Source organism: Williamsia sp. DF01-3, from assembly GCF_023051145.1.
Taxonomy (GTDB): Bacteria; Actinomycetota; Actinomycetes; order Mycobacteriales; family Mycobacteriaceae; genus Williamsia.
Map to the genome: position 1 here is coordinate 3,785,936 of NZ_JALKFS010000005.1, position 26,327 is coordinate 3,812,262.

A 26,327-nucleotide genomic window follows, 5' to 3' on the forward strand; every position below is an offset into this window, starting at 1 on the left:
CCCGTCGAGGGGATCGCCTGCAGGCAGCGTCCGACCTGAAACCGTCCCGCTGACATAGATTGGTCAGATGGACGAGTCACGTGCGGTCGAGCAACCCGCCGGCGATCTCTTCGGGCCGAGGGGTGCCCATGTGCCCGCCCCGGCCAACGTGCACGACGCACTGCCGGACACGCTGCTCCGCCGGGTGAAGCAATACAGCGGTCGGTTGGCCACCGAGGCCGTCCACTCGATGCAAGACCAACTGCCGTATTTCGCCGACCTCGAGGCAGGTCAGCGAGCCAGTGTGCAGCTGGTCGTGCAGACCGCAGTGGTCAACTTCGTCGAGTGGCTTCAGGATCCCGAAGGCAACGTGAAGTTCACGGTGCAGGCGTTCCAGGTGGTGCCGCAGGATCTGGCGCGGCGGATCAGCTTGCTGCAAACCGTCGAGATGGTCCGGGTGGCCATGGAGTTCTTCGAGAAGTGGCTGCCGCTTCTTGCCAGAAACGACGCCCAGCTCCGTGCACTCACCGAATCGGTGCTGCGCTACGGGCGCGAGATCGGGTTCGCGGCGGCATCCATCTACGCATCCGCAGCCGAATCACGCGGTGCGTGGGATTCGCGGCTCGAAGCACTGGTCGTCGACGCCGTGGTGCGCGGCGACTCCGGACCCACCTTGTTGTCGCGGGCGGCCGCGCTGAATTGGGATACCGAAGCCACCGCGACGGTGCTGGTGGGCATGCCGCCACCCGAGCGCAACGTGTCGGTTCCCCTGGCGGTGCACAACACCGCACGCCAGCACGACCGCGCGGCGCTGTCCGTAGTCCAGGGCAGCCTGCTGGTTGCCATAGTCAGCGGGCCGGTGGCCGTGAGCGAGCCGTTTGTCATCGATCTGCTGAATCTTTTCGCCGAGGGCCCGGTGGTGATCGGCCCGACAACACCCAATCTGGGGGCCGCGCACACCAGCGCCATCGACGCCCTCGCCGGTATCGAGGCAGTGGCGGGCTGGCCCAGCGCTCCGCGGCCGGTGCATTCCTGGGAGCTGCTGCCCGAGCGGGCATTGCTCGGCGATCAGACCGCCATGACCACCCTCAACGACTCCCTGATCACCCCGCTGACCAAAGGCGGCGACACTTTGACCGTCACGTTGGACGCCTACCTCGACTCCGGAGGGTCGGTGGAGTCCTGCGCCCGCGAACTCTTTGTCCATCCAAATACTGTCAGATATCGACTAAAGCGGATTTCGGACATAACTGGCCGCGATCCGATGAACCCACGAGATGCGTACGTACTTAGGGTTGCCACAACTGTCGGGAGATTGGCACGAGTTCGACACGACATGCGCACAGTTTTCTCTTCAGTCACACGGGCAACAGGACACTGAGGACCAAGGTGACAATTGTGCATCACTTCACATTTGGCTAACGCATATCGATGTGGTGACGATGCAGGCACGCTGATGTGGTCATTTGTGGGAACCCCACAAAGGCCTTGCTCAAGGTTCATCGCGTCCGACACCCTCACCACACGCCAATAGGGTGTTCTCTTGTCACGTGCTCTCCTTGCTTGCGCCCGGACAGGGTTCCCAGACCGTCGGTATGCTCACCCCTTGGCTCGAGCTGCCCGGCGCCCGCGACCAGGTTTCGACCTGGTCGAAGATGACGAAGCTCGACATCGCACGACTCGGCACCACCGCGACGGCCGACGAGATCACCGATACCGCCGTCACCCAGCCGCTGGTCGTGGTGTCCGCACTGCTCGCATTCGACGAACTCTCCAAACGCTCTCCCCTGCCGGCCGACGCTCTCGTCGCCGGGCACTCTGTGGGCGAGTTGGCCGCAGCCGCCATCGCCGGCGTACTGACTGCCGATGAGGCCGTGGCCCTGGCTGCTGTTCGCGGCGCCGCGATGGCACAAGCATGTGCGCTCGAACCCACCACCATGGCTGCGGTGCTCGGTGGCGACGAAGCTGCCGTCCTGGCCCGTCTCGAAGAACTCGACCTGGTTCCGGCCAACCGCAACGCGGCGGGACAGATCGTCGCTGCGGGCACAGTCGCGGCCATCGACGAGTTGATCGCCAACCCGCCGGAGAAGGCGCGCATCCGTAAGCTCGCGGTCGCCGGCGCCTTCCACACCAAATACATGGAGTCTGCGCAGCAAGCGGTGGCCCAAGCTGCCGCGGACATCGTCCCGCAAGACCCGAACAGGACGCTGCTCTCCAATTCCGACGGCCAGCCCGTCACCTCCGGGCGCGATGCGCTCGACAAACTGGTCGCCCAGGTCACCAGCCCGGTGCGGTGGGACCTGTGCTCGGCCACGATGCGCGAGAAAGCCACCACCGCGCTCATCGAGTTGCCGCCCGCCGGCACACTCACCGGAATCGCCAAGCGCGAACTCAAGGGAACTCCCACCCGGGCCCTCAAGACCCCCGACGACCTCGAGGGACTCACCGATCTTGGATAGCGGTGGCGACGCACCTCGCGTCTCCATCCCCGGAAAGTGACAGACCACGCACGTAGGTCGTCACAGTCCAACGCGGCGTTCGCACGCCGTCCGGAAGACACCCGCAATACGAAGAAGAAGGGAGCCACATAGTGGCCGCCGCACAGGAAGAAATCATTGCCGGACTCGCTGAGATCATCGAGGAGGTCACCGGCATTGAGCCCTCTGAGGTGACTGTGGAGAAGTCGTTCGTCGACGACCTTGACATCGACTCGCTGTCGATGGTCGAGATCGCAGTGCAGACCGAAGACAAGTACGGCGTGAAGATCCCGGACGAGGATCTGGCCGGACTGCGCACCGTCGGTGACGCCGTGTCGTACATCCAGAAGCTCGAGTCCGAGAACTCCGACGCCGCTGACGCGATCCGCGCCAAGATCGAGGCCGACAAGACCACCGGTGAGTGATTATCAGTGACTAACTCTCTTCGCGATTACTCCACCCTCGGCGGGAATTTCCCGAACGTCGTCGTGACATCGATGGTTGCCACCACTTCCGTCGGCGAAGACCTCGATTCCACGTGGAAGGGTCTTCTCGCCGGAGAGAGTGGCATCAAAACGCTCACCGACGACTGGGTCGAGGAGTACGACCTCCCGGTCCGGTTCGGTGGGCGGCTTGTCAAAGATCCGACCGACGAGGTCTCGCGGGTCCAGGCCCGCCGCATGGCCTACGTCGAGCGGATCGCCTACGTGATGGGCAAGCGTCTCTGGGTGCATGCCGGCGAGCCCGACGTCGAGAAAGATCGTCTCGGTGTTGTCATCGGCACCGGACTCGGTGGCGGCGACGCTCTCATCGAGGCCGACAGGGTCATGAAGACCACGGGCAACTACCGCAAGGTGTCCCCGCTGGCTGTACCCATGTCGATGCCCAACGGGCCCGCCGCGGTCGTCGGCCTCGAGATCGGGGCCAAGGCCGGCGTCATCACGCCGATCTCCGCCTGCTCCTCGGGATCTGAGGCCATCGCTCACGCGTGGCGTCAGATCGTCATGGGTGACGCCGACATCGTCGTCACCGGTGGCGTCGAAGGTCACATCGACTCGGTGCCCATCGCGAGCTTCGCGATGATGCGTGCGATGAGCACCCGCAACGAGGACCCCGCCGCAGCCTCGCGCCCGTTCGACAAGGACCGCGACGGCTTCGTCTTCGGCGAAGCCGCTGCACTCATGGTCATCGAGCGTGAGGACCACGCCCGTGCTCGTGGCGCGCACATCCACGCGCGCGTGCTCGGTGCGGGCATCACGTCCGACGGCTACCACCTGGTCGCACCCGACCCGGAGGGAACCGGCGCCGCGCGGGCAATGAAACGCGCGATGTCGACAGCTGGGCTGAGTGCATCGGACATCACCCACGTCAACGCCCACGCCACGTCCACCTCGGTGGGCGATACGGCTGAAGCGTTCGCGATCAACGCGGCCGTCGGCGATCATGCCGCGGTCTACGCACCGAAGTCTGCCCTCGGGCACTCCATCGGTGCCGTGGGGGCACTCGAATCGGTTCTGACGATCAAGGCCATCGAAGAGGGAGTCATCCCTCCGACCTTGAACCTCGACAATCAGGATCCGGAAATCAACCTCGACGTGGTTCACGGTGAACCCCGTTACGGCCAGATCGAATACGCCATCAACAACTCGTTCGGATTCGGTGGGCACAATGTCGCGCTCGCCTTTGGGCGCTACTGACCCGTTGCCCCCTGTTCCTTCACGACAGGGCGCTTGAAGATCTACCTGTAAGGAGATTCCATGACCACCATGGCCCCGATCACCAAGCACGAAGAGTCGGTCGATCCGCGAGATCCATTGCTGCGCTTGACCAATTTCTTCGACGAAGCGTCGATGTCGTTGCTGCACCCCCGCGACAAGTCGGGAGTGCAGGCTGCAGTCGGGCGAGTCAACGGTGTTCGCACCGTCGCCTACTGCACCGACGGCACCGTGATGGGTGGGGCCATGGGGGTGGTGGGATGTAAGCACATCGTCAACGCCATCGACACCGCCATCGCCGAGCAGGCACCGGTCATCGGTATCTGGCATTCCGGCGGAGCGCGGTTGGCCGAAGGCGTCGAAGCATTGCACGCCGTCGGCGAGGTGTTCGAGGCGATGGTCCGCGCGTCGGGTTACGTCCCGCAGATCTCCGTGGTCGTCGGCTTCGCAGCCGGCGGCGCCGCATACGGACCGGCTCTCACCGACATCGTGATCATGGCCCCGGCCGGACGCGTGTTCGTCACCGGACCCGACGTGGTCAAGAGCGTCACCGGCGAGGTCGTGGACATGGAGTCGCTCGGCGGCCCACTCACCCACGGCAAGAAGTCAGGCGTCTCGCACATCACCGCAGACTCTGAGCCCGACGCCTACTGGCGAGCACGCCGGCTCATCGCCACCTTCAGCCAGCAAGGACACTTCAGCCGTCAGAAGGCCGAAGCCGGCGACACCGACCTGCGGGCGCTGCTGCCCGAGTCGAACCGTCGCGCATACGACGTTCACCCGATCGTGCGGGCCCTGCTCGACACCGACATCGCGGCCGACGGCGAAACCGAGATCTCGAGTTTCGAAGAGCTGCAAGCAAAATGGGCTCCGAACATCACCATCGGGTTCGGCCGACTGTCCGGCCGAAGTGTCGGTGTCATCGCCAACAACCCGCTGCGCATGGGCGGCTGTCTCAACTCCGAAAGCGCCGAGAAGGCCGCACGTTTTGTGCGTCTCTGCGACGCATTCGGCATCCCGCTGATCGTGATGACCGACGTCCCGGGCTACCTCCCCGGAGTCGGCCAGGAATGGGACGGCGTCGTCCGACGTGGAGCCAAACTGCTCCACGCATTCGCCGAATGCTCGGTTCCCCGCGTCACCCTGGTCACCCGCAAGATCTACGGCGGCGCCTACATCGCGATGAACTCGCGTGCCCTCGGCGCCACCGCCGTATTCGCATGGCCGGGATCCGAGGTCGCCGTCATGGGCGCCAAGGCCGCAGTCGGCATCCTGCACAAGAAAGCCCTCGCAGCAGCGCCCGACGACGAGCGCGAAGCACTCCACGAGCGCCTCGCCGTCGAGCACGAAGCCATCGCCGGCGGCGTGGGTCGCGCACAGTCGATCGGCGTGGTCGACGAGATCATCGATCCCGCCAAAACTCGCAGCATCATCGCCGAAGCACTCGCATCGGCACCGGCACGTCGCGGACGCCACAAGAACATACCTTTGTGATTGTTCGCTTCGGCGTAGGCCTTGTTGCGCGTTCTTCGCTCGTCACGTGGCGCTTCGCGCCGCGTTCCTCACTGCATCACGCGCGGCCTACGCCTGCGCTCACGCGCGGCCCATTGCTTCGCTCACGGGCTGCGTAGCCATAACAAACAAAACCGGCCCGGGCTTTTCGCCCGGGCCGGTTCTGTTGTCTTGTTCTACGCGTTCAGCCCACGCGCTGATGCAGCCAGGTGACCTCTGCGCCATCGCCGCCCATGCGGAATGACTCGAGTGCCTCGTCCCACGCGGTGCCGAGCGCGGCATCGAGCGCGCCGGCCAATTCCATTCCGTCGGTGTGCGATTCGATGAGGGCGCGCAATTGCATCTCGCCCACGATCACGTCGCCGTTGGCGCTCATCGAACCGCGCCACAATCCGAGACCGGGTACATGGCTGAAGCGTTCACCGTCCACACCTTCACTGGCGTTCTCGGTGACCTCGAACCGCAGGACCGTCCATTCACGGAGAGCATTGGCCAGTCGGGCACCCGTACCCACGGGCCCCACCCAGTCCACCGTGGCACGCTGCAACCCCGGCCCTGCGTCCTGCGCCGACCACTTCAGGTTGGCGCGGGCGTCTAGGGTCGACGAAAGAGCCCACTCGACATGTGGGCACAACGCGACGGGTGCGGAGTGTATGTACACAACACCCGATGTCACGTCCGCAAACTGATTCAGATTGCGCACTTTCCACCTCCGGTTTCGACGAGAACGTCTTCCCCAACGTCTGTCGCTCCAGCGGCGGATATCACACCTTTGGTGTTTATTGTGCCTTAAGTGACCCGTGTTGCGCTAGTGCATGGTGATTTCAATGTTTCAGCGACTCGACAATTGAATTGTTGAACTCGCTCCACAACGGCTTCGCCCACGGCCCGAAAGCTCGGTCGGTCAACACGACGCACGCTGCCGACAACACCGGGTCGACCCACAAGAACGTGCCCGACTGACCGAAGTGCCCAAAGGTTCCCGGGCTGTTGGCCGTGCCGGTCCAGTGCGGATCCTTGTTCGAGCGCAATTCGAACCCCAGACCCCAATCGCACGGACGGTGCTTTCCGTACCCCGGCACGAATCCGTCGAGCCCGGGGAACTGAACCGACGTCGCATCTGCGAACAACGAAGGCGACACCAACTTCGGGTTGAGCAGCTCGACCGCAAATGCCGCAAGGTCCTCGACCGACGAGTGCGCCATGTGCCCCGCCGACCCCTGCAATGATGTGGACCCCATGCCGAGTGGCTCGCACACGCCTTGATGCAGATAGTCCGTGAACTCGATGCCCGTCTCCGCCCTGATCAGATCAGCGAGTACCTCGAATCCTGCACTGGAGTAGATGCGCTGCTCCCCCACACCCGCAGCCGGGGCACGGCCTTCGAACGGCAGGCCCGATGCGTGCGCCAACAGGTGGCGAACGGTGGAGCCATCCGGCCCGGCCGGCTGATCGAGCTCGATCGCCCCTTCTTCGACCGCAACCAGAGCTGCATGTGCGGTGAGCAGCTTGGTGACCGACGCGAGCAGGAACACCCGCTGCTGGTCGCCATGGCGTTCGACGACCTCTCCACCGGCGACCACCGCGGCCGCCACCGTGTCGACCGGCCATTCCTCGAGTTGCTTGAGCATGGGTTCATGCCATCACGACCGGGGCGGCACGAGCAACACGCCGCAGCTACACACCTTTGGAAATCGTTGCGGCGCAGCGTTTGGCCCCTCCCGTGCGAGGTGCCCGACCACACAAGGGAAACAAAAATGGGGCCGGCGAGTGTGCGCTCGCCGGCCCCGGTGAGAGGGTTTCGGGTTGATCAGACCGCGTGGTCTTCTTCGGTGAAGCGGATGACTCCACGAATGTTCTTGCCGTCCAGCATGTCCTGGTAACCCTCGTTGATCTGGTCGAGACGGTACTGGCGGGTGACCATGTCGTCGAGGTTCAACTTGCCCATCTTGTACAGCGAGAGCAGCTGCGGGATGTCGAGCTTGGGGCTGGCGCCACCGAAGATCGTTCCCTGCAGGTTCTTCTGGAGCAGGGTCAGCATCGCGAGGTTGAGGGTGACGTCGGACTCCATCATGTTGCCCATGCCGGTGAGCACGCAGGTACCGGCCTTGGCCGTGATGCCCATCCAGAGATCAACATCTTTGCCGTGCACTTCACCGACGGTGACGATCACTTTCTTTGCCATCTGCCCGGCGGTCACCTCGGCGATGGTCATGGCTGCCTCTTCGACACTGGCGAATGCGTGCGTGGCGCCGAACTTCATGGCCTGCTCGCGCTTCCACTCCACCGGGTCGATGGCGAAGACGTACCGTGCACCCGAGAGCACAGCTCCCTGGAGAGCGGAGATACCGACACCACCGATGCCGACGATCGCGACATCTTCACCCGCCTGCACGTTCGCACTGTGGGTGGCCGAGCCGTAACCGGTGGGAACACCGCAACCCACCAGGCAGGCGACCTCGAACGGGATCTCTGGATCGATCTTCACCACCGAGGTCTCGTGGACCACCATGTATGGCGCGAACGTACCGAGCAAGGTCATCGGGTAGACGTTCTCGCCGTCTGCGGTCTGCACGCGGAAGGTGTGGTCGGACACCGCTTCTCCCTGCAGGAGCATGGCCCCCATGTCGCAGAGGTTGCTCAGCCCGGAACGGCACGACGGACATTTGCCGCAGGAGGGAATGAACGAGAGGACCACATGGTCGCCGACCTGGAAGTCGGTGACGCCTTCGCCGATCTCGTCCACGACTCCGGCGCCCTCATGGCCGCCGAGCACCGGGAACCCAGCCATCGGGATGCCGCCGGTCACCAAGTGGTGATCGGAGTGGCACATCCCGGCGGCTTCCATCCGGATCTTGACCTCGCCCTTGCGGGGGTCACCGATCTCGATCTCTTCGATCGCCCACTTCTCGTTGAAGTTCCGGAGCAAAGCGCCTTTGGTCTTCATTCAAACCCTCCACTCGCGGCGCCCGACGCGGCACCGCTCTTCTGCATTGAAGGTGACCACGTCACCACGGTTCGACCACTGCAGTGACGACGGTCACTGGTCTTCGAGAAGTGTAACGTGTTTCAGTTTTCAGGGCCAGAACGGGTCTTGACCTGTGTCAGAAGACTTTCCGAAAACCCGGCAAACGGCGGTGAATCACGAGGACCCCCGACCGTCTCGTCGAAGAGTCGATCGGGGGGCCCGGTGTTTCCTGGGTGTCAGTGCTTGAGACCGGCGTCCTTGCCGCCGTACTCCTTGCGCAGCGACGGCTTGACGACCTTGCCCGACGCGTTGCGTGGCAATTCGTCGATGACGATCATTTCCTTGGGCTGCTTGAAGCGCGCGAGATGTTCGTTCAAGAACTCGATCAGTTCGTCGAAGGTCAGCTCTTCGCCGGGCTTGAGCACCACGATCGCAACAGGTACCTCACCCCAGCGGTCATCGGCCTTGCCGACCACCGCTGCCTCGAGGATCTTCGGATGGGCGAACAGCGCGTTCTCCACCTCGGCGCAGTAGATGTTCTCGCCGCCGGAGATGATCATGTCCTTTTTGCGGTCCACGACGTAGATGAAACCCTCGTCGTCCATGCGGACCAGGTCGCCGGAATGGAACCAGCCGCCGGCGAATGCGTCGGCGGTGCCCTGAGGGTTCTGCCAGTAGCCCTCCATCATCGTGGGACCGCGGTAGACGATCTCGCCCACTTCGCCTGGAGCCACATCGTTCATCTCGGCGTCCACCACACGAGCCTGAACCGCCGGGATCACCTGGCCCACCGACCCCAGCTTCCGGAGCGCATCCTTGCCCTCGAGCACACAGGTGATCGGCGACATCTCGGTCTGACCGAACACCGCGACGTTGATCGCTTCGGGGAAGGTGTCGGCCATGGCCTGCAAGACCGTGTCCGACGCGGGAGCCGCACCCCACGAGATCACTCGCAACTTGAGGTTTCGGGGCTTGGCCTGCTGCACCGCGCACACCACCTGCCACTGAGCCGGGACCAGGAAGATCGAGGTGATCCCTTCCTTCTCCAGCACGTCGAGCAGCGATTCCGGGTCGAAGGCCCCGAGGGGATGGATCACCGTGCGGATGCCCATGTAGAACAGCGGGGCCATCGCACCCATCGCGGCGATGTGGAACATCGGAGCCACACAGGAGCCCACATCATCGTTGCGGATGTGCAGAGCCGAGATACAGGTGACCGCCTGCGCCTGCATGTTCGCGTGAGAAAGCATGGCGCCCTTGGGGTTACCCGTGGTTCCCGAGGTGTACATGATCATCGCGATCGAGTTCTCCGGCACGTCGATCGCCGGCAGATCGGAGGGGTCCTCGGCAAGAAGGTGTTCGTAGTCGAGCGCGTCGGCGACGTCGGACGGGCCGACGATGATCAGGTTCTCGATGCCATCGGTGCCCTTGCGGACCGCATCGGCCAGCGGCGCCAGCAGCGACTCGGTGATGACAACCTTCGCACCGCTGTCGGCCACGAGGAATCCGACCTCGGGAGGCGTCATCCGGATGTTGACCGGCACCGCGATCGCACCGATGAGGTTGGCGCCGAAGATCGCCTCGACATACTCACTGCGGTTCAGCATCAGGATCAGCACACGGTCGCCGAAACGCACACCGCGTCGGTACAGCGCTGCAGCGAACGCGACCGAGCGGTCGTTGAGTTCTTTCCACGTGGTGTCCTGACCCTGGAAACGCAACGCCACGTCGTTCGGTTTCATCGTCGCGTGCCGCCGCACGTGGGTGTTCCAGTTGTTCCGGCGCGACCGGAATGGCTCTTCTACCAAGTGGTCTGATTGGGCCAACGTGGTGCTCGTCATGTTCTGCTTCCTGTCGTGGGACCGCCCGTTCGCGTCGAACGGGCCGTTGTTGTCAATTACTGGTTGGACGCCGATACGGGCGTGCGTGCCTTGCCGCGGGAGGCGAATGCTTCGATGAGCGCCGCGAACTCGGGCGACTGCAGCAGTTCGATCTGACCCTCACGTTCGAGGTCGAGTGCGAGGTCGAACCCCGCCAGCGTCTGAGCGTCGACGGCCTGCTTGGTCAGCTCCAACGCCCGTGGCGATGCGGCCAGCAGTTTGTCGATGACCTTGTCGACCTTGGCCTGCAGCGCATCCGGTTCCACCACCGCCGTCACCAGACCGTCTGCCCAGGCCTGCGCGGCCGGCAGCTTCTCTCCGAGGAGCGCCATCGCGTTCGCCCGGGCCCTGCCGACCGCGGCAGCGACAGTGGCGGTGGCGGCGCCGTCCGGCATCAGCCCGATGTTCACAAAGGCGAGCAGGAAGTAGGCGTCGGACGCGGCGTAGACGAGGTCCGAGGCAAACGCGATCGAGGCCCCGATACCGACAGCCGCCCCACCGACCACGGCGACCACGGGAACCTTGATTGCGCGAATGGCGCGGACCACGTCTGACCCGGTGTCGATGGTCTGCTCGGCACGGGCTCTGGCTTCTTCCGGCGACTGCGGCGGCTCTGCTGTCGCCATCGCCACGATGTCTGCCCCGGTGCAGAAGTCGCGACCCGGTGCGCCCAGGACAACCAGTCGCACGGAGTCGTCATTCGCCCACGCGGTCATCACCTTGATGAATGCCGCACTGGTCTCGGAGGCCATGGAGTTCTTTCGCTCAGGCCTGTTGATCACCAGCCGAGCCACTCCACGTTCGTCGATCGACGTTGTCAGGCCGTCTTGCCCTTGCATGTATGCCACCCTCGGCTCAGATCTGGCAGCTGCGACACAGATCACGTGAATCCACATTAACTTCTCAGATCGTGGTGGGGGCGTCAAGTGACGTCGCACGTCGCCCGTGGCGATGCACAACACAGGCGGACCACCGCTGCGCCCACGCGGTACCTGCAGCTAGCATGATCGGATGGCATCTGCCAACGGCCGATTGAAGACGGCCCAGACAACCACCGGCGACACGCCGAAACCTCGGCAGCGACCGAAGGATCGACGCGATCAGATCATTCGCGTCGCTGCCGAGTCGTTCAGCCAACGAGGATATTTCGCGACGGGCGTGGACCAGATCGCCGGCGAGGTCGGGATCAGTGGACCCGCCCTGTATCGCCACTTCCCCAACAAGTACGCGCTCTTCTCAGAGACGGTGCGGACGCTCGGCGCCGATCTGGAACGTGCCATCGAGGTCGTCCCCGAGTTACCGGAAGACCCCGAACAGGAACTGCGCTTGTTGATCACCGAATTGACCCGCACCACGATCGACAACCGGTCGCGGGGGGCGCTGTACCGGTGGGAGGCGCGATACCTGACTCAGCCTGATCGGCAGGCGCTGGGCGCGATGGTCGGTCGCATGCACACCCGTTTCGCCACGCCGCTCGGCAGGATGAGACCAGAACTGACCGAGACCAATCCGACCGTCGCCGGCCGGCTCAACACCGATGCCCGATACCTCAGCGGATCGTTGCTGAGTGTCATCGGTTCGATCACCACGCACCGGGCGTCGCTGCCGCGCAAGCGCATCGAAGCGATCCTCATGTCCGCGGCGATGACGGTGGCTTGCACCGAACTCCCGCCCGTGCAGGCCCCTGTCGGGGACGCCGCCGCCGGCCCGGTCGGAATGGCGATGGCGTCCAAACGCGAAGCCCTTCTGACCGAGGCCATTCGGCTGATGCGCGGGCGCGGTTTCCACGATGTCACGATGGAAGAGATCGGCGCAGCCGTCGGCATGAACCAATCCGGCGTCTATCGGCACTTCGACACCAAGGTCGCGATGCTGACCGCCGCATTCCAGCGTGCCAGCGAGCGCCTCACGGCCGGGATCAGCGACGCCCTCGCGGAATCGGCCACTCCGCGAGAGGCCCTCGACAACCTCGTGTCGCGGTACGTCGAGATGTCTTTTGTCAACAGTGACCTGCTGAACCTCTACCTCTCGGAAATCGGTAGCGTGCCCGACCCACTACGCGCCGAGCTACGCGACCAGCAACGCCGCAATGTCGAAGAATGGGCGCAACTCGTTGTCCAGATCAGGCCAGATCTCAACCCCGTCGAGGCACGGTATCTCGTGCATGCCGCCACCAACACCGTTCTGGACCTTGGGAACTGGGAACGCTACGACGCACGTCCCTCCACCCGCAGACGCATCGAAGCGGTCATGTCGGCGATCCTTCTCGGCAACGGGCAGAACATCACCTGACCTGCTTCAGATCACCTTGAAGTCGGCCAACTTCCAGCCATCGGGCATCCACTGGAGTGTCACCTCGACGCGCGACTGGTAGGGCACGCCGTCCGGGAACTGCTCCGCGGTCCCAGGCGCCGTCACGGTCTGGTCGATGGCCAGAAGGACAACTGCCTCGGTGGACGACACCGAGATCACACCGGCAGAGACCACCTCTGCCTTGGCGACCGCCTGCGCGTTGGCCGACCCTTCGCGGGCCTGACGCGACCCTTCGATGAAGTCGCGGGCGAATGCCGGTGTGGAGATCTCGGTGATGCGCTCGTCGAGCGCGGCAAAGTCTGCCGAGTCGTAGGTCAAGAGCGTGGTCGCGTACTCGCCGGCGAGCTGGACTGCGCCGGGGCGCAACTGGTTGACCTGGTCTGCCGAATCGGCGCGGCTGTCCGCATCTCGGTAGAGGTAGACGAAGACACCTGCGGCAGCCAGTGCGACAACAAGCAGTACCGACAGCACCCGAACCGTCCAACGGCCATCACCGAATCGCTCGAGTTCAGCATCGGCGGACTTCGATTCGACGGCCGTGCCCGGTGCGGCGGCGGCCGACCGCCGCCACCACCGGCCCGACCGTCTGCGCGCGCGAGCCTCCTCCTTGGCACGGCGCGCTTGGGCGGCGGCCCGCATCTTGTCGCGGTTCCGGCGGTTGGCCTCGAGGAACTCCGCAGAATCGAAAGGAGAAGGATCGTTTCCGGCCGCGGCCTCTCGGCCGGGGTTCGACGAAGTCGCGTCGGTCGCGGGGACGTCTGAAGCGTCGGGCGGCGTCGAATCGGCACCACGATCGCCGGTTCCCCCCAGCTTGGCTTTCGGGCTCATGCCGACAATGTAGGCCCTGTGGCAGCCGACACAGCAACTGGCCATCAAATATATTTGATGTGATACCTTCGCGACAGCAGGCCACGAACTGATCTAGGAGCCATTTTCATGTCGATTCTCACCCCCGAGCAGACCGACTTCGCCAAGTCGGTCGCCGATTTCTGTCAACGCGAAGCCGGGACCCGCGAGCAGCGCGACGCCCTCACCGCCGCCGGTGCCGAACTGCACTCGGTGGAGCTGTACAAAAAGATGGCCGACCTCGGCTGGGCAGGCATCCTCGTTCCCGAGGAGTTCGGCGGAGCCGGCGCCGGCAATGTCGAGATGTGCATCCTCCTCGAAGAGGCCATGCGCGGCAACGCCCCCATCGGCGGCATCGGCCCCACCTTGATCGCCGCCGGCGCTTACCAGAAGTTCGCCGACGACCAGCTCAAGAAGGAAGTTCTCGCCGATGTCGTTGCGGGTGAATCACTTTCCATCTCGATGTCGGAGCCCGAGGCCGGTTCCGATGTCGCCGCACTGACCTGCCGTGCCGAGAAGGTCGACGGCGGCTGGGTCATCAACGGCCAGAAGACCTGGTGCTCCAACGCGCACTTCGCCAAGAGCATTCTCCTGGTGGCACGAACCGACCGCACCGGCAAGAAGCACGAGGGACTGACCTTCTTCCACATCCCTGCCGGCACCGAGGGACTGGAGATCAAGGGCATCGACACGCTCGGCGGCCGAGAGGTCAACGACCTCTACTTCACCAACGTCCGCGTTCCTGACAGCGCAGTGGTCGGCGAGGTCGGAGGCGGTTGGATGCAGCTCATGAGTGGCCTCAACACCGAACGCCTGATCCTGGCTGCCATGCAGCTCGGTGTTGCAGAACGGTCCTTCGCCAACACCCTTGAGTTCGTCACCGAGCGCAAGCAGTTCGGCCGCCCGGTCGGCACATTCCAGTCGCTGCGTCATCGGCTGGCCGACCACGCAACCGAGATCGAGTGCACCAAACTGCTCGTCTACAGCGTGGCCCAGAAATCCGACGCCAATCCCCAGAAGATGCTGCCGCGGGAGGCATCGATGGCCAAGCTCAAGGCCACCGAGGTGTCGAAGGCGATGACCATCGACGGCATGCAGATGATGGGTGGTTACGGCTACGCGACGGAGTTCGATGCAGAGCGTCTGATGCGGGGTGCGATCATATCGACCGTGTATGGCGGAACCAACGAGATCCAGCGCGACATCATCGGCAAGACGTACGGTCTCTGACGTCTTGACGACCCCACCGCGAGCGACGATGCGCCGGCGACCTGGCCTCTCCGAGGAGGTCGCCGGTCATCTGCGTCACCTGATCATGTCCGGGGCGATTCGGCCCGGCCAGTTCATCAGGATGGACGAGACCGCGGTGGAACTGGAGGTCAGCGTCACCCCCGTGCGAGAAGCCCTGCTGATATTGCGGGGCGAGGGCATGGTCAACCTGGTTCCGCATCGGGGTTACGTGGTCGCCGACCTCACCCGCCAGGACGTGGCCGATATCTTCTGGCTGCAGAGTGTGCTGGCCGTGGAGCTGGCGGTGCGGACTGCTTCGACCATCACCTCTGCCGAGCTCGACCGCCTCGCCGAATTGAACGAGGCCCTGCAGGACGCGCTGGCCGCCGGCCGAGTATCCGAGATCGTGTCGGCCGAGTTCGAGTTCCATCGGGTGCACAACCGAATCGCCAACGGCGACAAGTTGGCGTGGTTCCTGCTCAACGCCACCCGGTACACCCCGCAAGAGCTCTACGCGAACGACCCACAGTGGGGGCAGGTCGCCTACGACAGTCACCTCAAGCTCATCGACGCGTACCGGCGTGGCGACCGCGACGAGGTTGTCGAACAGACTCGCCGGCAGTTCACCGACGGTGCCGAGCGGCTGATGCGCCACCTCGAGAGCATCGGGTTGTGGTCCGACGGCGCGGATGACGCGGCTGCCCCGGGCTGAACCGCCCGACAGGACCGCGGAGTTCGTTGGGTGATCTACCCGCTCGGGTGTCGAAGGTGCACCGATGTCTCTATCGTCGGTATCTATGTCTGACATCTCGGTGCGAGTTCTCGGCGCACTCACCGTCATTCGCGACGGTGAACCGGTGACCCTGGGTGGTCCTCTTCCCCGCGCCTTGCTGGCGAGACTGATCATGTCGAATGGCCACATGGTCCCCGACGCCACCCTGATTCAGGATCTCTGGCGCGACAACCCACCTCGTTCGGCCCAGCTGACGCTCCAGACTTACGTGGCAGCTCTGCGCAAAGCCCTCGAACCCGAGCGCGGACGCGCTGCACCGGAGATTCTGGTCCGGCGGGGCACCGGATATGCGCTGGTGGTCGACCCCGGCCAGGTCGACGCCGCCCGATTCGAGACCCTTTCCACCGCGGGCCGCGACCAGTTGGCTGCCGGGGACAGCGAGTCCGCGCGGCGCACCATCTCCGAGGCACTCGAATTGTGGTGGGGTCCGGCATATGCAGATGCGGCGAATTGGGACTTCGCCGCCATCGAGACGGTGCGGCTCGAACGTCTGCGAGCAGATGCCACCGAAGACCTTCTTGCCGCGCGATCTGATTGCGGCGAGTTCGCTGCCGTCACAGCGCAGCTCGAGTCGATCATCGCGACCGATCCCCTGCGCGAACGTGCCTGGGAGCTACTCGCCCTGGCCCACTATCGAGCCGGCAACCAGGGCGATGCCCTCCAGACACTGCGCGAAGCGCGCGAACGTATCGCCGAAGAGCTGGGCGCCGATCCCCGGCAGAGTCTGCTCGAACTGCAGGACGCCATCCTGCGGCACGACCCGGCCCTGATGCCACGCGAGCGACATGCGGTAACGGTCACCGCGCCCGGGCCAGTCGGTAATCCGGAACGTCCGACCGGCAACATTCCGCTGGCGCTGACCTCTCTGGTCGGTCGCGAAGAACAAATCGAGCAGATCGGTGAGCTGCTGGATTCACATCGGATGGTCACGCTCACCGGCCCGGGTGGGATGGGCAAGACCCGCGCTGCCCTCGAGGTGGCCCGTGAACGCAAGGACGCCGACGGGCCCTGGCTGATCGAGCTCGCCGGGGTCACCCGTCCTGGTGACACGCTGGACACCGTCATCGCGACGCTCGGACTGACCGTGTCCGGCGGCATCGGCGTACTCACCTCACTCCTGCACGACCGCGATTTCCTTCTCGTTCTTGACAATTGCGAGCACCTGCTCGACGAGGTCGCCGCACTCGCCACCACGGTGCTCCAGACGTGTCCGAAGATCCAGATCCTGGCCACGAGTCGAGAAGCAATCGGTGTCGCCGGGGAGACCGTCTACGAGATGCCGCCGCTGGACGATTCGGCGGACCTCTTTCTCGAGCGGGCGGGCTCGGCCGCGGCCGATGCCGAGCATGCTGATGTCGAACACCTCTGTGCCGCACTCGATCACATGCCCCTGGCCATCGAGCTCGCCGCCGGCCAGTCCTCGACCCTCTCCGTTCGTCAGATCATCGACATGCTCGACGACCGCTTCGATGTGTTGCGCGGCGGACCCCGTACCAACAAGCGGCACGCCACCATGCAGGCGGCCATCGACGGCTCGTACTTCTCCCTCACCGACAGTCAGCAGCAACTGTTCTGCGATCTGGCGGTGTTCAGTGGCGGATTCGATCTGGACGCGGCCAGACAGGTCACCCGGCACCGGCATCTGCTCACCGACCTCAACGCCCTGATCGACAAATCGATGCTCAAGGCCGTCGGCGGAGATCCACGGCGGTACCTCATGCTCGAGACACTGCGCAGTTACGCTCGCGTGCAACAAGATCCGGACCGAGCGGCGAGACTCGAAAAGGCCCACACCGCATGGGTGGTTGCGGTGGCCACCGACGCCTACCTCGGACTGCGCGGCCCGCAATGCCTGGCGTGGACGCGCAGGCTCGGTGCCGACATGGACAACATCCGTGCCGCGCTCTCTCGGGACAGCACCTCACCGGAGACGTACCTCGAAGTGGTCGGGAACGTGTACTGGTTCTGGTACCGCCGCGGGCACACCGACGAAGGTATGCGGATGCTCGCACCCGCCCTGACCGCCTCCACCGACATCCCGATCGCGACCAGGGTCAGAGCCATTGCCGGCCGAACCATCATGAGCTACCTGGCTGCCGATCTCCCGGCGTTGTTCGCGGCCCTCGGCACTCTCGGCGAGGTGTTTGCAACGTTCGATGTGGACTCCCCGGACGCAGTCGAACAGGTTGCCCGCGGCGACGCTGCGGTCACCCTCGCCTTTTTCGAATCCGGGTCGGGGCTGGTGGATGCCGGCCGGGAGCATGCCGCCATCGCGCTCGAGATCGCGCGGCGACACAACTACCCCTGGACTGCAGCCGAATCGTTGATGTCGCTGGGCACCGCAGATTTCCGGGCCGGCGACCACGCGGCCGCTGCTGCGCATTTCACCACGGCGCTGGAGACCGCCCGCGGTTGCGGTTACGACTGGTGCGCTGCCTCGATCCTCTGGATCCATGCCAAAAGCGATATTGCACAAGAGAACTGGAACGGCCCCGCCGAACGAAAACTCGGACACATGCTTGCGTACTGCGAGCGGGCCGATGACCTCACCTCGGCGATGGTGGGCCTGTTCACACTCGCCTACATCCTGTTCCGCCGCTCTGAGCCGGCCGCGGCCGCACAGCTCATCGGAGCCGTGGATGACCTGACCGAACTCACCGGGTTCTCACCCGAGCGGATGGATGTGGTGGAGCTCGCGGCATTCGGGGCCACCATGCGCGACGAGATAGACCCGGATGTGTTCGCGGTGGAATCCGCTGTCGGACGCACCCTGGGTCTGGCCGGCGTCCGCGACCTCGTGTACCAGTGGGTCGGCATACCCGACGTCAGGTGACGAGGCCTTCCCTGGCCATTCTCCGGCTCGAGTGGACAGGCCCCGCAGCCGGTTCCATACTGGTCAACCATGGTCTCCACCAGGAGGTTCAGCATCCAGCACGACCCTCGGCTACCCCTTTCGGTCACCGGTCGACGCCTGCCGGGTTCGACCGGCGAGCCATGACGGCGCAGCGGGTGGACGTGGCCATCGTCGGCGCAGGACTGATGGGGGCATGCGCCGCGTGGCAGCTCACCGGACGCGGGCTCTCGGTCGCGTTGATCGAGGCATTTGATCTCGGTCATGTCCATGGCAGTTCGCACGGGCGCTCCCGGATCTTCCGCCGCGCATACCCCGATCCCCTGTACGTCGCGATGACCGGCTTGGCACTGGAGAAGTGGCAGGCACTGCAACAGGAATCCAGCACGACCCTGATCACCGGTACCGGTGGCCTCGACCACGGACTCGAGCGCATGCCGGCGAACCTGGCCGAGCAGATGGCCCTACACGGCGTCGAGCACGAGTTGCTCTCCCCCACCGAGGCCGCCCGGCGATGGCCGGGCATGCGATTCGACACCGACGTGATGTTCCACCCGTGTTCGGGTGTGATCGACGCGGAGAGCACCGTATTCGCGGCCGCGTCGCTCGCAGCTGCCGCGGGCGCGCAGATCCTGCCCCGGACCCGAGTCGTCGACGCGAATCCGACACCGGCGGGCGAGGTCACCCTGCGCACGGCAGACGATGATCAGATCATCGCCGACGTGACGGTTCTCACCGCGGGCGCCTGGTTACCCGACTTTGCCGGCGCACTTCTCGAGTTCGGACGGCCTGACGATAAGTTGTTGCCGCCCTTGACCATTCGTCAACAACAGGTGTTCCACTTCCCGATGCGGCCCGGCCACCCCACCCTCCCCACTTTTGTCCATATGGACGGCCGTCAGATGTACGGACTGGCCTCGGGCGAGGACGTTCCGGTACCGGCGATGAAGGTGGCCCGATTCGACGACGGCGTCACCACCACTGCCGACAGTCGGGACGGCCGCATCACCGATGAGCAAAGACAGGACGTCGTCGACTACGTCAGTGAATGGCTGCCTGCCGTGCATCCCGAACCTATCGCCGAGTCGAGTTGCCTGTTCACGATGACCAGCGATGAAGACTTCATCCTCGACCGCAGTGGTCCCCTTGTGGTTGCCTCCCCTGTTCGGGACACGGGGCAAAATTCGCGCCGTTGATCGGAAGCATGATCGCCGATCTGGTGACCGGCCAGGCACAGCCGGCACCTCGGTTCCGGATGGATCGGGGCGCCGGGATGACGCCCACCTGACCGGACGTCGGATGCGTCTGTGATCAGCGCCCCAGCGCACCTGCGAGTTCGTGCAGGTAGTTCGATACGGGTCCAAGTGTCAGCAATCCGCTTCCCGCTCCGGCGATCTCGCCCTCGGCCGGTAAGAGCGCCCGATGCGCACGAGTCATCATCCCGCGGACATCCACAGCGATGGCGGCCCGCGCGGTGAGACACCACAGCGCCTCCTGCAGATGGTCAGGCGGCGGATCGGCGAGCTGCCGAAGGGCTTCCGTCGCTTCGTCTTTCCGGTGATGAGTGGCCAGGAGGAGCGGGCGCACCCAGGGTTCGTAGGGCCCCCAGTCCGTGTCGCCTCCGTCTGCGGCCTGCGGCGGATGCGCCCGCTGAAGGCGCAACGACAGGAGAGCCAGAGCAAGCAGGCCTTGATGCAGTCCGGGCATACCCGCGTTCTCCGAGCCGGAGGCTGCCGCACGGTACGCCACAGCGACGTCGTCGAACGGCGCGCCGGTCAACGCGAGCCGCAGCGCTCGGAACCACTGCGTGAAGACGGCCACCAGCGGTGATTCGTAACCTTCGGCGAGCCGATCCGCCGCAGCGGCATGATGGTCGGCGCCCGTCAGATCACCGATGGCACAGCAACTCTGCATCGCGATCAGATGCCCCAACACCTCGTACGTGACGAGGTCGTGCCGGGTGGAGAGGGTGATCAGTTCACTGGCGATGGCGGCGCGTCTACCGGCCAGACCCGCGCGCGAGAAGGACTGCATGAACGCTCCGTTGAGCGCGAAGGCCAGCAGGCCCGGATCATCGACGCGACGCGCGATCTGTTCGGCTTCTCGGGCGGCGGCCGCTGCCCGCGGATCCGATGATCCTCTGGTCTCCAGAGCAATCGTCGCCAGCAATCTGGCACGAATCGAAGCCCCGGGCTCGGAAGGTAAGGTCGTCAGCGCCTTCTCGGCTGCAGCGACAACTGCTGCCGCGTTGTCCGGATCGTCTGACCGTGACCAGATCGCCGGTACGTCGTATGACCCGATCACCTTGGCCGTCAGACCAAGATCACCCAGTTCCTCGGCAGCGGCAATCGTGGCGAGGCGCTGTTGCTGCGCCACCCGCAGCCCTTCGCCCCCGGTGGTGGCGAGACTGCGCAGCAGGTCGACGGTGGAACGCAGCCGAGCACGGGAGCCGGCCGCCACAGCCCTGTCGTACGCCGCGGTGGTCTGCGCCCACACTCCTTGCGCGCTCTGCCGGATCGGCGAGGTGGATCCCAGATTCGGCGACTGACGCAAGATGTCGGTGTACAAGTCGGCGAGGGCGGGTCCCGGCTCGACGCCCAGCTGATCGCCCAACAGTCCACGAGCCCGCCGGAGAACAGTGAGCGCATCCCCCTGCCGGCCCGTCCGATACAACGCGAGGGCCAGCAACCGCCAGCCTTCCTCGCGCCAAGGATGTTCTGCGACATGGGAATCGAGATCGGGAATCGCCTCGGCATCGAGACCCAGGTCGAGGCGGGCCTCCGCCAGGAGTTCCACCGCGTGCAGGCGGACCTCGGTGAGGCGGGATCGTTCAGAGCGGCTCCAGTGTTCGTCGAGAAAGTCCGCGTAGGCAGGGCCACGCCAGAGTGCCAGCGCGTCGAGCAGTGTGGTCAGCGCGTCCTGTGGGCTGAGGTCTCGTACCGACTCGACGGCCTGGCCGAATCGCCATGCGTCCACCTCCGATGCGCGTGCACGCAGCGCATATCCGGTTCCCTCGGTCACGAGCAGCCGGGCCGGCGACCGTGGTGCCCGTTCGGGTTCGATCGCTCGTCGCAAGGCGCTGATAAACGTCCTCATCGCGCCGACGGCGTCCGGCGGCGGGTCCTCCCACAGGTCGTCGATGAGCGTTGCCAGAGGCACGCTCCTGCCCCGGGCGATGAGCAACCGGGCGAGTACGGCTCGATGGCGGGGGCCTTTGAGGGCGATCGTGTTGCCTTCGCCGTCGTGGGCTGTGACCGACCCCAGGACGCTGAACTCGATCGACACGTGACCATTGTCCCCGCCGAGTCGGCTCTTCGGTGGCGAGGGGCGTCGCGAGCGGGGCTTCGTGCTGACTGGATGCTCATCGGGACGCGGCACGGTGACGAGGTACATCCAACGTTCGCCAGAGAGGCCTCCGATGAAACCGTCCATTCCCGACTTCCGGTACCAGAAGATCCCCGTCGCAGACGGCGTCGCACTGAATGTCGCGACCGCAGGCACGGGTAGCCCGATCGTGCTGCTGCACGGATTCCCGCAGACCCACCTGATGTGGCGTCACGTTGCGGCGGATCTGGCCGCGGACCACACCGTGATCTGTCCCGATCTGAGGGGATACGGCGACAGCGACAAACCCTTCGACACCGATGCCTCCACGTATTCCAAACGAACCATGGCCGCAGACATCGTGGCGGCCGCCGCGGCGCTCGGTCATGAGCGGTTCGCCCTGATCGGACATGACCGCGGCGCACTGGTCGCGTTCCGGGCCGCCCTGGATCATCCGGGCGTCGTGTCCCATCTGGCGTCGCTCGATGTGCTTCCCACGCTCGACATGTGGGACGTCATGCACGGAACCTCGGCGGCAGTGGGTTTCCACCTCTATCTGATGGCGCAGCCGCCCGGCCTGGCAGAGACCATGATCGCGGCGAGCGCCGACGTCTTCTTCGGCTACTTCCTCGACATCTGGACGCGGGATCCACAAGCCATTCCCGACGACGTGCGTGGTGAATACCTCACCGCAAGCGCGAATGCGGTGCCCTCGATCGTTGCCGACTATCGCGCCTCGGCCGGCATCGATGTTCAGCACGATCTCGAGGATCTGAACTCATCCAGGCGGTTGTCGATGCCGGTGACGGTCATTGCTCAGGACTGGGGCTCAGCTCTGGGATTCGATGCCGAGGCACTATGGCAGAAGTGGGCAATCGATGTGCAGCACCGCACCATCGACAGCGGGCATTTCATGGCGGAGGAATCACCGGCAGAAATCTCCGGAGCGATTCGCGAACTCCTGTTGCGATAGTTCACCAAGAGATCCGCGCACACGGCTGACAGTTCGATACACCCTGCATTACCGCGTGCGCGGATGTACTTTCATTCGGTGACCTCTGCGAACAAATCGCCCTTGGGCTCGTCAGCACGCTCCACCCTCGCGTGGTTCTGCGTCCTCGCCGGCGTACTGCTGACCGCTCTTGCGATCTACGACCTCATCGACGGCGAACGCAACGTCAGCTTGTGGGTCGGGATCGTCTGCTGGCCGATCGTTGCGATCTCCGGCGCACTGCAGCTGGTTCGGATTCGTCGAGAAGGCTGAGTTCGCGGGCTATCTCGCAGCCGATTCCACCGTTGGACAGCTGCAGCTTGGTCCATGATGGTGCGATGGACGACACCTCGAACCGCGCACCGGATGACCTGAACAACGACGAGCTCATCGCATTCATCCACGACCAGACAAAGCTTGTGCAAATGGAGTTCGATTCACTTCAAGCAGACGGTGATCGCACATCGTACGACGAGAGAATCGCTCAATTGGACAATGCAAACAAAATCGCCGAGCAGCGTGGACTCGAGGTTCCGCGGCGCGCTTGATCGGTTGGAGTGGGATTTCCGGTGAGTTGCGAAATTGATTCGCAATCGACCCATCCAGTTGTGTAGATGAGTCGAACCACTGGTGCTGGGAGATCCCCCGACCCTTCCGGCACAAATGCCCCTTGGCTCGCGCCAAGGGGCATTTCTGTGTTCGCGGTGGTGGGGCGGGCGGGGCTCGAACCCGCGACCAATGGATTATGAGTCCACGGCTCTAACCAACTGAGCTACCGCCCCGAGGCTGCGTCAACGACGCTGCGAACGTGCTGATGCTACCGACCCGCGCGCACCACGTCGTACTCGACCCGCCGCGAGCCCTACCGCCGCGGCCCTTGGACACAAAAGAGCCCAGGCGGTCCGGCGAACCGGTCTACCTGGGCTTATCTGCTCCCCCAACTGGACTCGAACCAGTAACCGTCCGATTAACAGTCGGAAGCTCTGCCAATTGAGCTATGGGGGAATATCTGGCGCGAGCGCCGAACAATGACTTTAGCCTACAGGTGCGGGGACATGCCAAATCGCCTGCTCGCCGGGCGTCCGACCAGGCGAGTTCCTCGTGCGGCGACCACATCAGGCAGGATGGGGCGAGCAATCGCGAACACGGCGCCGTGTTCGCCCGTCACCTGCACTGGAGGCAAGACTTCCTATGGTTCGATTCCTCGCCGCTGTCAGCGTCGGTTACGTCCTCGGGGCGAAAGCCGGTCGCAAGCGCTACGAGCAGATCAATCGCGCCTACCGCACCGTCGCCGCATCGCCCGCCACCAAAAAGGCGGTGGACGTGGGCCGGCAGAAGTTGTCGGAGAAGCTCAGCACCCAGCCCAAGCTCACCGAGTTGCGTGAGATCGACGACACCACCACCGTGTTGGGTCCCGACGAGGTCCGCAACAACTGACCCAACTGGTCAGCCGGCGTCCTGGGTGGGCGCCACGGCCTGCTCGAGCAGGCTGCGCCGATAGGCCTCCAAGGCCACCAGATCGCCGAACAGCGCGTTGTAGGCGTCGGGGTCGTCGCCGGGTGACATGCGACGTAGCTTCGACTTGAGGTCGGCGATCTGAGCGCCGACCCACACTTCTTGCAACCGGGCCAGCACGCTGCCGACGTACTTCGGGATCATGTACTCCGACACCGGCATCGACTCGACGGCGAGTTCGGTCACCAGCGACTCCAGGACAGCACCCTCCAGGTACTGACTGATGCTGTCCACCCACTGCGCTCCCCCATGCGACGTCCCCGTGCCCCCAGCGGAGGCGATGGCTTCACGGATGACCTGGTACGCGGGCTCGGTGAAGCACTCCGGCGGCAGGGAATCGAACACCGTCCCGGCGATGGCGGGGTACTGCAGCGCCGCCTTGAGCGCCTCACGTTGCGCCCACAACCGTGGATCGGACGGACGTGGGCGAACCACGGTCGGCGTCTTCGAGTCGGCCTTCGGCCGATCTGCGTCCTGCACTGCATCGACCCGGCGGTCTCGGTTCTTCGACGTGTCCGCGGTGCCGGAGCGGGCTGCTTTGGCCTGCTTGCCCGCTTCTTCGCGCACCCGCCGCAACACCTGTGAGGTGTCGTCCCAGCCGACCCATCCAGCCAGCTGGCGCGCGTACTCGTCCCGCAGCGCCACGTCGCGGATCCGGGCGACAACGGGCACCGCCTCCCGCAGAGCGTGAACCCGCCCCTCGGCCGTATCCAGGTCGTAGTTGCCCAGCAGAGCCTTCACCGCGAACTCGAACATCGGGATACGCCTGGCGATGAGATCCCTGACGGCGGCGTCGCCGTGTTCCTGGCGCAGCTCGCAGGGATCCATTCCGTCGGGCGCCACGGCGACAAACGTCTGACCGGCGATGCTCTGTTCACCCTCGAATGCCTTGAGCGCGGCAGCCTTCCCGGCCTCGTCTCCGTCGAAGGTGTAGATCACCTCGCCACGGAAGTAGCTGTCGTCCATCATCAATCGACGCAGCAGCGCGAGGTGGTCTTCGCCGAACGCGGTGCCACACGAGGCGATCGCCGTGGTGACGCCGGCCTGATGCATCGCCATCACGTCGGTGTAGCCCTCGACCACAACGGCTTGATGGCCCTTGGCAATCGATTTCTTCGCGTGGTCGAGACCGAACAGCACTTGGGACTTCTTGTACAACATGGTCTCTGGCGTGTTCATGTACTTGCCCATGTTGTCGTCGTCGAACAACTTGCGGGCACCGAAACCGATGACGTCGCCGCCGAGGTTGCGGATGGGCCAGAGCAGACGGCGATGGAACCGGTCGATGGGGCCGCGCTGCCCCTGCTTCGAGAGCCCCGCGGCCTCGAGTTCGGCGAACTCGAAACCCTGAGACAGCAGGGCTTTGGTCATCTTGTCCCAGCCGGCCGGCGCGTAGCCCAGGCCGAACTTCAGCGCGACTGCGCCGTCGAACGACCGCTCGGTGAGGTAGTCGCGAGCAGTCTGGGCCTCAGGGGTCTTGAGTTGCTCCGCGTAGTACTTCTGGGCTGCCGCATTGGCCGCCACCAGTCGCGCCCTGGTTCCCCGGTCACGGGCGACGCTGGTGCCGCCCCCTTCGAAGCTGATCTGGTACCCGACCCGGTCGGCGAGCTGCTCGACAGCCTCGACGAAGCTGACGTGCTCAACCTTTTGCAGGAACGTGTAGACGTCGCCGCCTTCACCGCATCCGAAGCAGTGGAAGTGACCGTGATTGGGCCGAACATGGAACGACGGTGACTTCTCGTCGTGGAACGGGCATAGCCCCTTCAGCGAATCGGCGCCGGCCTTGCGCAGGGCGACATACTCACCGACAACTTCCTCGATGTGTGCCTTTTCGCGGATAGCGGTGATGTCGCGATCGGGAATTCGGCCTGCCACGACAGCAAGTCTAGGCCGCTGCGAGCGGTCGGTACCCGCCCCCCGAAAATGGTGGCTT

Annotated in this window: 22 protein-coding genes and 2 tRNA genes; 14 read left to right on the plus strand and 10 right to left on the minus strand. The window is 64.7% G+C overall.

Going from position 1 to position 26,327, the window contains the following annotated elements; translation table 11 throughout:
• Window positions 1-67 precede the first annotated feature (67 nt).
• From MVA47_RS19910 to MVA47_RS19930, 5 genes are all read left to right on the plus strand, one after another.
• The gene (locus MVA47_RS19910) at window positions 68-1,360 is read left to right on the plus strand and encodes a CdaR family transcriptional regulator (protein WP_062799652.1); all 1,293 of its coding nucleotides are present in this window, start codon (window positions 68-70) and stop codon (window positions 1,358-1,360) included.
• A 169-nt stretch (window positions 1,361-1,529) separates the two neighbouring features.
• Complete coding sequence (locus tag MVA47_RS19915; protein WP_247209505.1) at window positions 1,530-2,438, plus strand: ACP S-malonyltransferase; 909 nt, start codon at window positions 1,530-1,532, stop codon at window positions 2,436-2,438.
• 131 nt (window positions 2,439-2,569) lie between these two features.
• Window positions 2,570-2,881 (plus strand): meromycolate extension acyl carrier protein AcpM, encoded by a 312-nt coding sequence (acpM, locus tag MVA47_RS19920; protein WP_247209506.1) that lies wholly within the window; start codon window positions 2,570-2,572, stop codon window positions 2,879-2,881.
• A 6-nt stretch (window positions 2,882-2,887) separates the two neighbouring features.
• Window positions 2,888-4,153, plus strand: coding sequence for a KasA/KasB family beta-ketoacyl-ACP synthase (locus tag MVA47_RS19925; RefSeq protein WP_030171718.1), 1,266 nt, complete (start codon window positions 2,888-2,890; stop codon window positions 4,151-4,153).
• A gap of 60 nt (window positions 4,154-4,213) precedes the next feature.
• The gene (locus MVA47_RS19930; RefSeq protein ID WP_023953901.1) at window positions 4,214-5,665 is read left to right on the plus strand and encodes an acyl-CoA carboxylase subunit beta; all 1,452 of its coding nucleotides are present in this window, start codon (window positions 4,214-4,216) and stop codon (window positions 5,663-5,665) included.
• A 202-nt stretch (window positions 5,666-5,867) separates the two neighbouring features.
• On the opposite strand, the gene MVA47_RS19935 is transcribed toward MVA47_RS19930, so the two are convergent.
• The 5 genes from MVA47_RS19935 to MVA47_RS19955 form a co-directional block, all read right to left on the minus strand.
• Window positions 5,868-6,386: a DUF3145 domain-containing protein gene (locus MVA47_RS19935; RefSeq protein WP_023953903.1), complete on the minus strand. Its 519-nt coding sequence runs from the start codon at window positions 6,384-6,386 to the stop codon at window positions 5,868-5,870.
• A 121-nt stretch (window positions 6,387-6,507) separates the two neighbouring features.
• Window positions 6,508-7,314 (minus strand): serine hydrolase, encoded by an 807-nt coding sequence (locus tag MVA47_RS19940; RefSeq protein WP_247209507.1) that lies wholly within the window; start codon window positions 7,312-7,314, stop codon window positions 6,508-6,510.
• 179 nt (window positions 7,315-7,493) lie between these two features.
• The gene (locus tag MVA47_RS19945) at window positions 7,494-8,630 is read right to left on the minus strand and encodes an NDMA-dependent alcohol dehydrogenase (protein WP_023953907.1); all 1,137 of its coding nucleotides are present in this window, start codon (window positions 8,628-8,630) and stop codon (window positions 7,494-7,496) included.
• Window positions 8,631-8,887: 257 nt separating this feature from the next.
• Window positions 8,888-10,492: a fatty-acid--CoA ligase FadD5 gene (fadD5, locus tag MVA47_RS19950; protein ID WP_062799663.1), complete on the minus strand. Its 1,605-nt coding sequence runs from the start codon at window positions 10,490-10,492 to the stop codon at window positions 8,888-8,890.
• 56 nt (window positions 10,493-10,548) lie between these two features.
• On the minus strand, window positions 10,549-11,370 hold the full coding sequence (locus MVA47_RS19955; RefSeq protein WP_247209509.1) for an enoyl-CoA hydratase-related protein: 822 nt from the start codon (window positions 11,368-11,370) through the stop codon (window positions 10,549-10,551).
• A 172-nt stretch (window positions 11,371-11,542) separates the two neighbouring features.
• On the opposite strand from MVA47_RS19955, the gene MVA47_RS19960 reads away from it, so the two are divergent.
• On the plus strand, window positions 11,543-12,823 hold the full coding sequence (locus MVA47_RS19960) for a TetR/AcrR family transcriptional regulator (protein WP_247209511.1): 1,281 nt from the start codon (window positions 11,543-11,545) through the stop codon (window positions 12,821-12,823).
• Window positions 12,824-12,829: 6 nt separating this feature from the next.
• On the opposite strand, the gene MVA47_RS19965 is transcribed toward MVA47_RS19960, so the two are convergent.
• Window positions 12,830-13,672, minus strand: a complete 843-nt coding sequence (locus MVA47_RS19965) for a hypothetical protein (RefSeq protein ID WP_247209512.1) — start codon at window positions 13,670-13,672, stop codon at window positions 12,830-12,832.
• A gap of 108 nt (window positions 13,673-13,780) precedes the next feature.
• Here MVA47_RS19965 and MVA47_RS19970 point away from each other — a divergent pair, with 108 nt between their 5' ends.
• From MVA47_RS19970 to MVA47_RS19985, 4 genes are all read left to right on the plus strand, one after another.
• Entirely contained in the window at window positions 13,781-14,920 is a 1,140-nt protein-coding gene (locus MVA47_RS19970; RefSeq protein ID WP_247209518.1) for an acyl-CoA dehydrogenase family protein, read from the plus strand.
• A gap of 28 nt (window positions 14,921-14,948) precedes the next feature.
• A complete protein-coding gene (locus tag MVA47_RS19975; protein ID WP_247209519.1) occupies window positions 14,949-15,632 on the plus strand; it encodes a GntR family transcriptional regulator in 684 nt (227 codons plus the stop codon).
• Between the two features lie 85 nt (window positions 15,633-15,717).
• Window positions 15,718-18,546 (plus strand): BTAD domain-containing putative transcriptional regulator, encoded by a 2,829-nt coding sequence (locus MVA47_RS19980; RefSeq protein ID WP_247209521.1) that lies wholly within the window; start codon window positions 15,718-15,720, stop codon window positions 18,544-18,546.
• Window positions 18,547-18,707: 161 nt separating this feature from the next.
• The gene (locus MVA47_RS19985; protein ID WP_247209522.1) at window positions 18,708-19,760 is read left to right on the plus strand and encodes an FAD-dependent oxidoreductase; all 1,053 of its coding nucleotides are present in this window, start codon (window positions 18,708-18,710) and stop codon (window positions 19,758-19,760) included.
• A gap of 115 nt (window positions 19,761-19,875) precedes the next feature.
• Here MVA47_RS19985 and MVA47_RS19990 read toward each other — a convergent pair whose 3' ends face one another.
• Window positions 19,876-21,849, minus strand: a complete 1,974-nt coding sequence (locus tag MVA47_RS19990) for a BTAD domain-containing putative transcriptional regulator (protein ID WP_247209523.1) — start codon at window positions 21,847-21,849, stop codon at window positions 19,876-19,878.
• Window positions 21,850-21,982: 133 nt separating this feature from the next.
• On the opposite strand from MVA47_RS19990, the gene MVA47_RS19995 reads away from it, so the two are divergent.
• The 3 genes from MVA47_RS19995 (at window position 21,983) to MVA47_RS20005 (ending at window position 23,427) form a co-directional block, all read left to right on the plus strand.
• Window positions 21,983-22,861 (plus strand): alpha/beta fold hydrolase, encoded by an 879-nt coding sequence (locus MVA47_RS19995; protein ID WP_247209525.1) that lies wholly within the window; start codon window positions 21,983-21,985, stop codon window positions 22,859-22,861.
• 78 nt (window positions 22,862-22,939) lie between these two features.
• Window positions 22,940-23,152, plus strand: coding sequence for a hypothetical protein (locus MVA47_RS20000; protein ID WP_247209526.1), 213 nt, complete (start codon window positions 22,940-22,942; stop codon window positions 23,150-23,152).
• Between the two features lie 65 nt (window positions 23,153-23,217).
• Window positions 23,218-23,427 carry a hypothetical protein gene (locus tag MVA47_RS20005; protein ID WP_247209528.1) on the plus strand — a complete coding sequence of 70 codons (210 nt, stop codon included), beginning with the start codon at window positions 23,218-23,220 and terminating at the stop codon, window positions 23,425-23,427.
• A 157-nt stretch (window positions 23,428-23,584) separates the two neighbouring features.
• Here MVA47_RS20005 and MVA47_RS20010 read toward each other — a convergent pair.
• Together MVA47_RS20010 and MVA47_RS20015 are read right to left on the minus strand one after the other, a co-directional pair.
• Window positions 23,585-23,661: transfer RNA gene (locus tag MVA47_RS20010), tRNA-Ile, on the minus strand.
• Window positions 23,662-23,811: 150 nt separating this feature from the next.
• Window positions 23,812-23,884, minus strand: a tRNA-Asn gene (locus MVA47_RS20015).
• Between the two features lie 186 nt (window positions 23,885-24,070).
• On the opposite strand from MVA47_RS20015, the gene MVA47_RS20020 reads away from it, so the two are divergent.
• On the plus strand, window positions 24,071-24,316 hold the full coding sequence (locus MVA47_RS20020) for a hypothetical protein (protein WP_023953933.1): 246 nt from the start codon (window positions 24,071-24,073) through the stop codon (window positions 24,314-24,316).
• A 9-nt stretch (window positions 24,317-24,325) separates the two neighbouring features.
• On the opposite strand, the gene dnaG is transcribed toward MVA47_RS20020, so the two are convergent.
• Window positions 24,326-26,269: a DNA primase gene (gene dnaG, locus MVA47_RS20025; protein WP_247209530.1), complete on the minus strand. Its 1,944-nt coding sequence runs from the start codon at window positions 26,267-26,269 to the stop codon at window positions 24,326-24,328.
• Between the last annotated feature and the right edge of the window lie 58 nt (window positions 26,270-26,327).

Bases quoted from the DNA above. Each gene is read 5' to 3' on its own strand.
- MVA47_RS19980 (WP_247209521.1), top strand. From the start codon at position 15,718: ATGTCTGACATCTCGGTGCGAGTTCTCGGCGCACTCACCGTCATTCGC.
- MVA47_RS19975 (WP_247209519.1), top strand. From the start codon at position 14,949: ATGCGCCGGCGACCTGGCCTCTCCGAGGAGGTCGCCGGTCATCTGCGT.
- MVA47_RS19910 (WP_062799652.1), top strand. From the start codon at position 68: ATGGACGAGTCACGTGCGGTCGAGCAACCCGCCGGCGATCTCTTCGGG.
- MVA47_RS19965 (WP_247209512.1), bottom strand. From the start codon at position 13,672: ATGAGCCCGAAAGCCAAGCTGGGGGGAACCGGCGATCGTGGTGCCGAT.
- MVA47_RS19945 (WP_023953907.1), bottom strand. From the start codon at position 8,630: ATGAAGACCAAAGGCGCTTTGCTCCGGAACTTCAACGAGAAGTGGGCG.
- MVA47_RS19940 (WP_247209507.1), bottom strand. From the start codon at position 7,314: ATGCTCAAGCAACTCGAGGAATGGCCGGTCGACACGGTGGCGGCCGCG.
- MVA47_RS19970 (WP_247209518.1), top strand. From the start codon at position 13,781: ATGTCGATTCTCACCCCCGAGCAGACCGACTTCGCCAAGTCGGTCGCC.
- MVA47_RS20005 (WP_247209528.1), top strand. From the start codon at position 23,218: ATGGACGACACCTCGAACCGCGCACCGGATGACCTGAACAACGACGAG.
- MVA47_RS19995 (WP_247209525.1), top strand. From the start codon at position 21,983: ATGAAACCGTCCATTCCCGACTTCCGGTACCAGAAGATCCCCGTCGCA.
- MVA47_RS19960 (WP_247209511.1), top strand. From the start codon at position 11,543: ATGGCATCTGCCAACGGCCGATTGAAGACGGCCCAGACAACCACCGGC.
- MVA47_RS19930 (WP_023953901.1), top strand. From the start codon at position 4,214: ATGACCACCATGGCCCCGATCACCAAGCACGAAGAGTCGGTCGATCCG.
- MVA47_RS19985 (WP_247209522.1), top strand. From the start codon at position 18,708: ATGACGGCGCAGCGGGTGGACGTGGCCATCGTCGGCGCAGGACTGATG.
- MVA47_RS19955 (WP_247209509.1), bottom strand. From the start codon at position 11,370: ATGCAAGGGCAAGACGGCCTGACAACGTCGATCGACGAACGTGGAGTG.
- MVA47_RS20020 (WP_023953933.1), top strand. From the start codon at position 24,071: ATGGTTCGATTCCTCGCCGCTGTCAGCGTCGGTTACGTCCTCGGGGCG.
- fadD5 (WP_062799663.1), bottom strand. From the start codon at position 10,492: ATGACGAGCACCACGTTGGCCCAATCAGACCACTTGGTAGAAGAGCCA.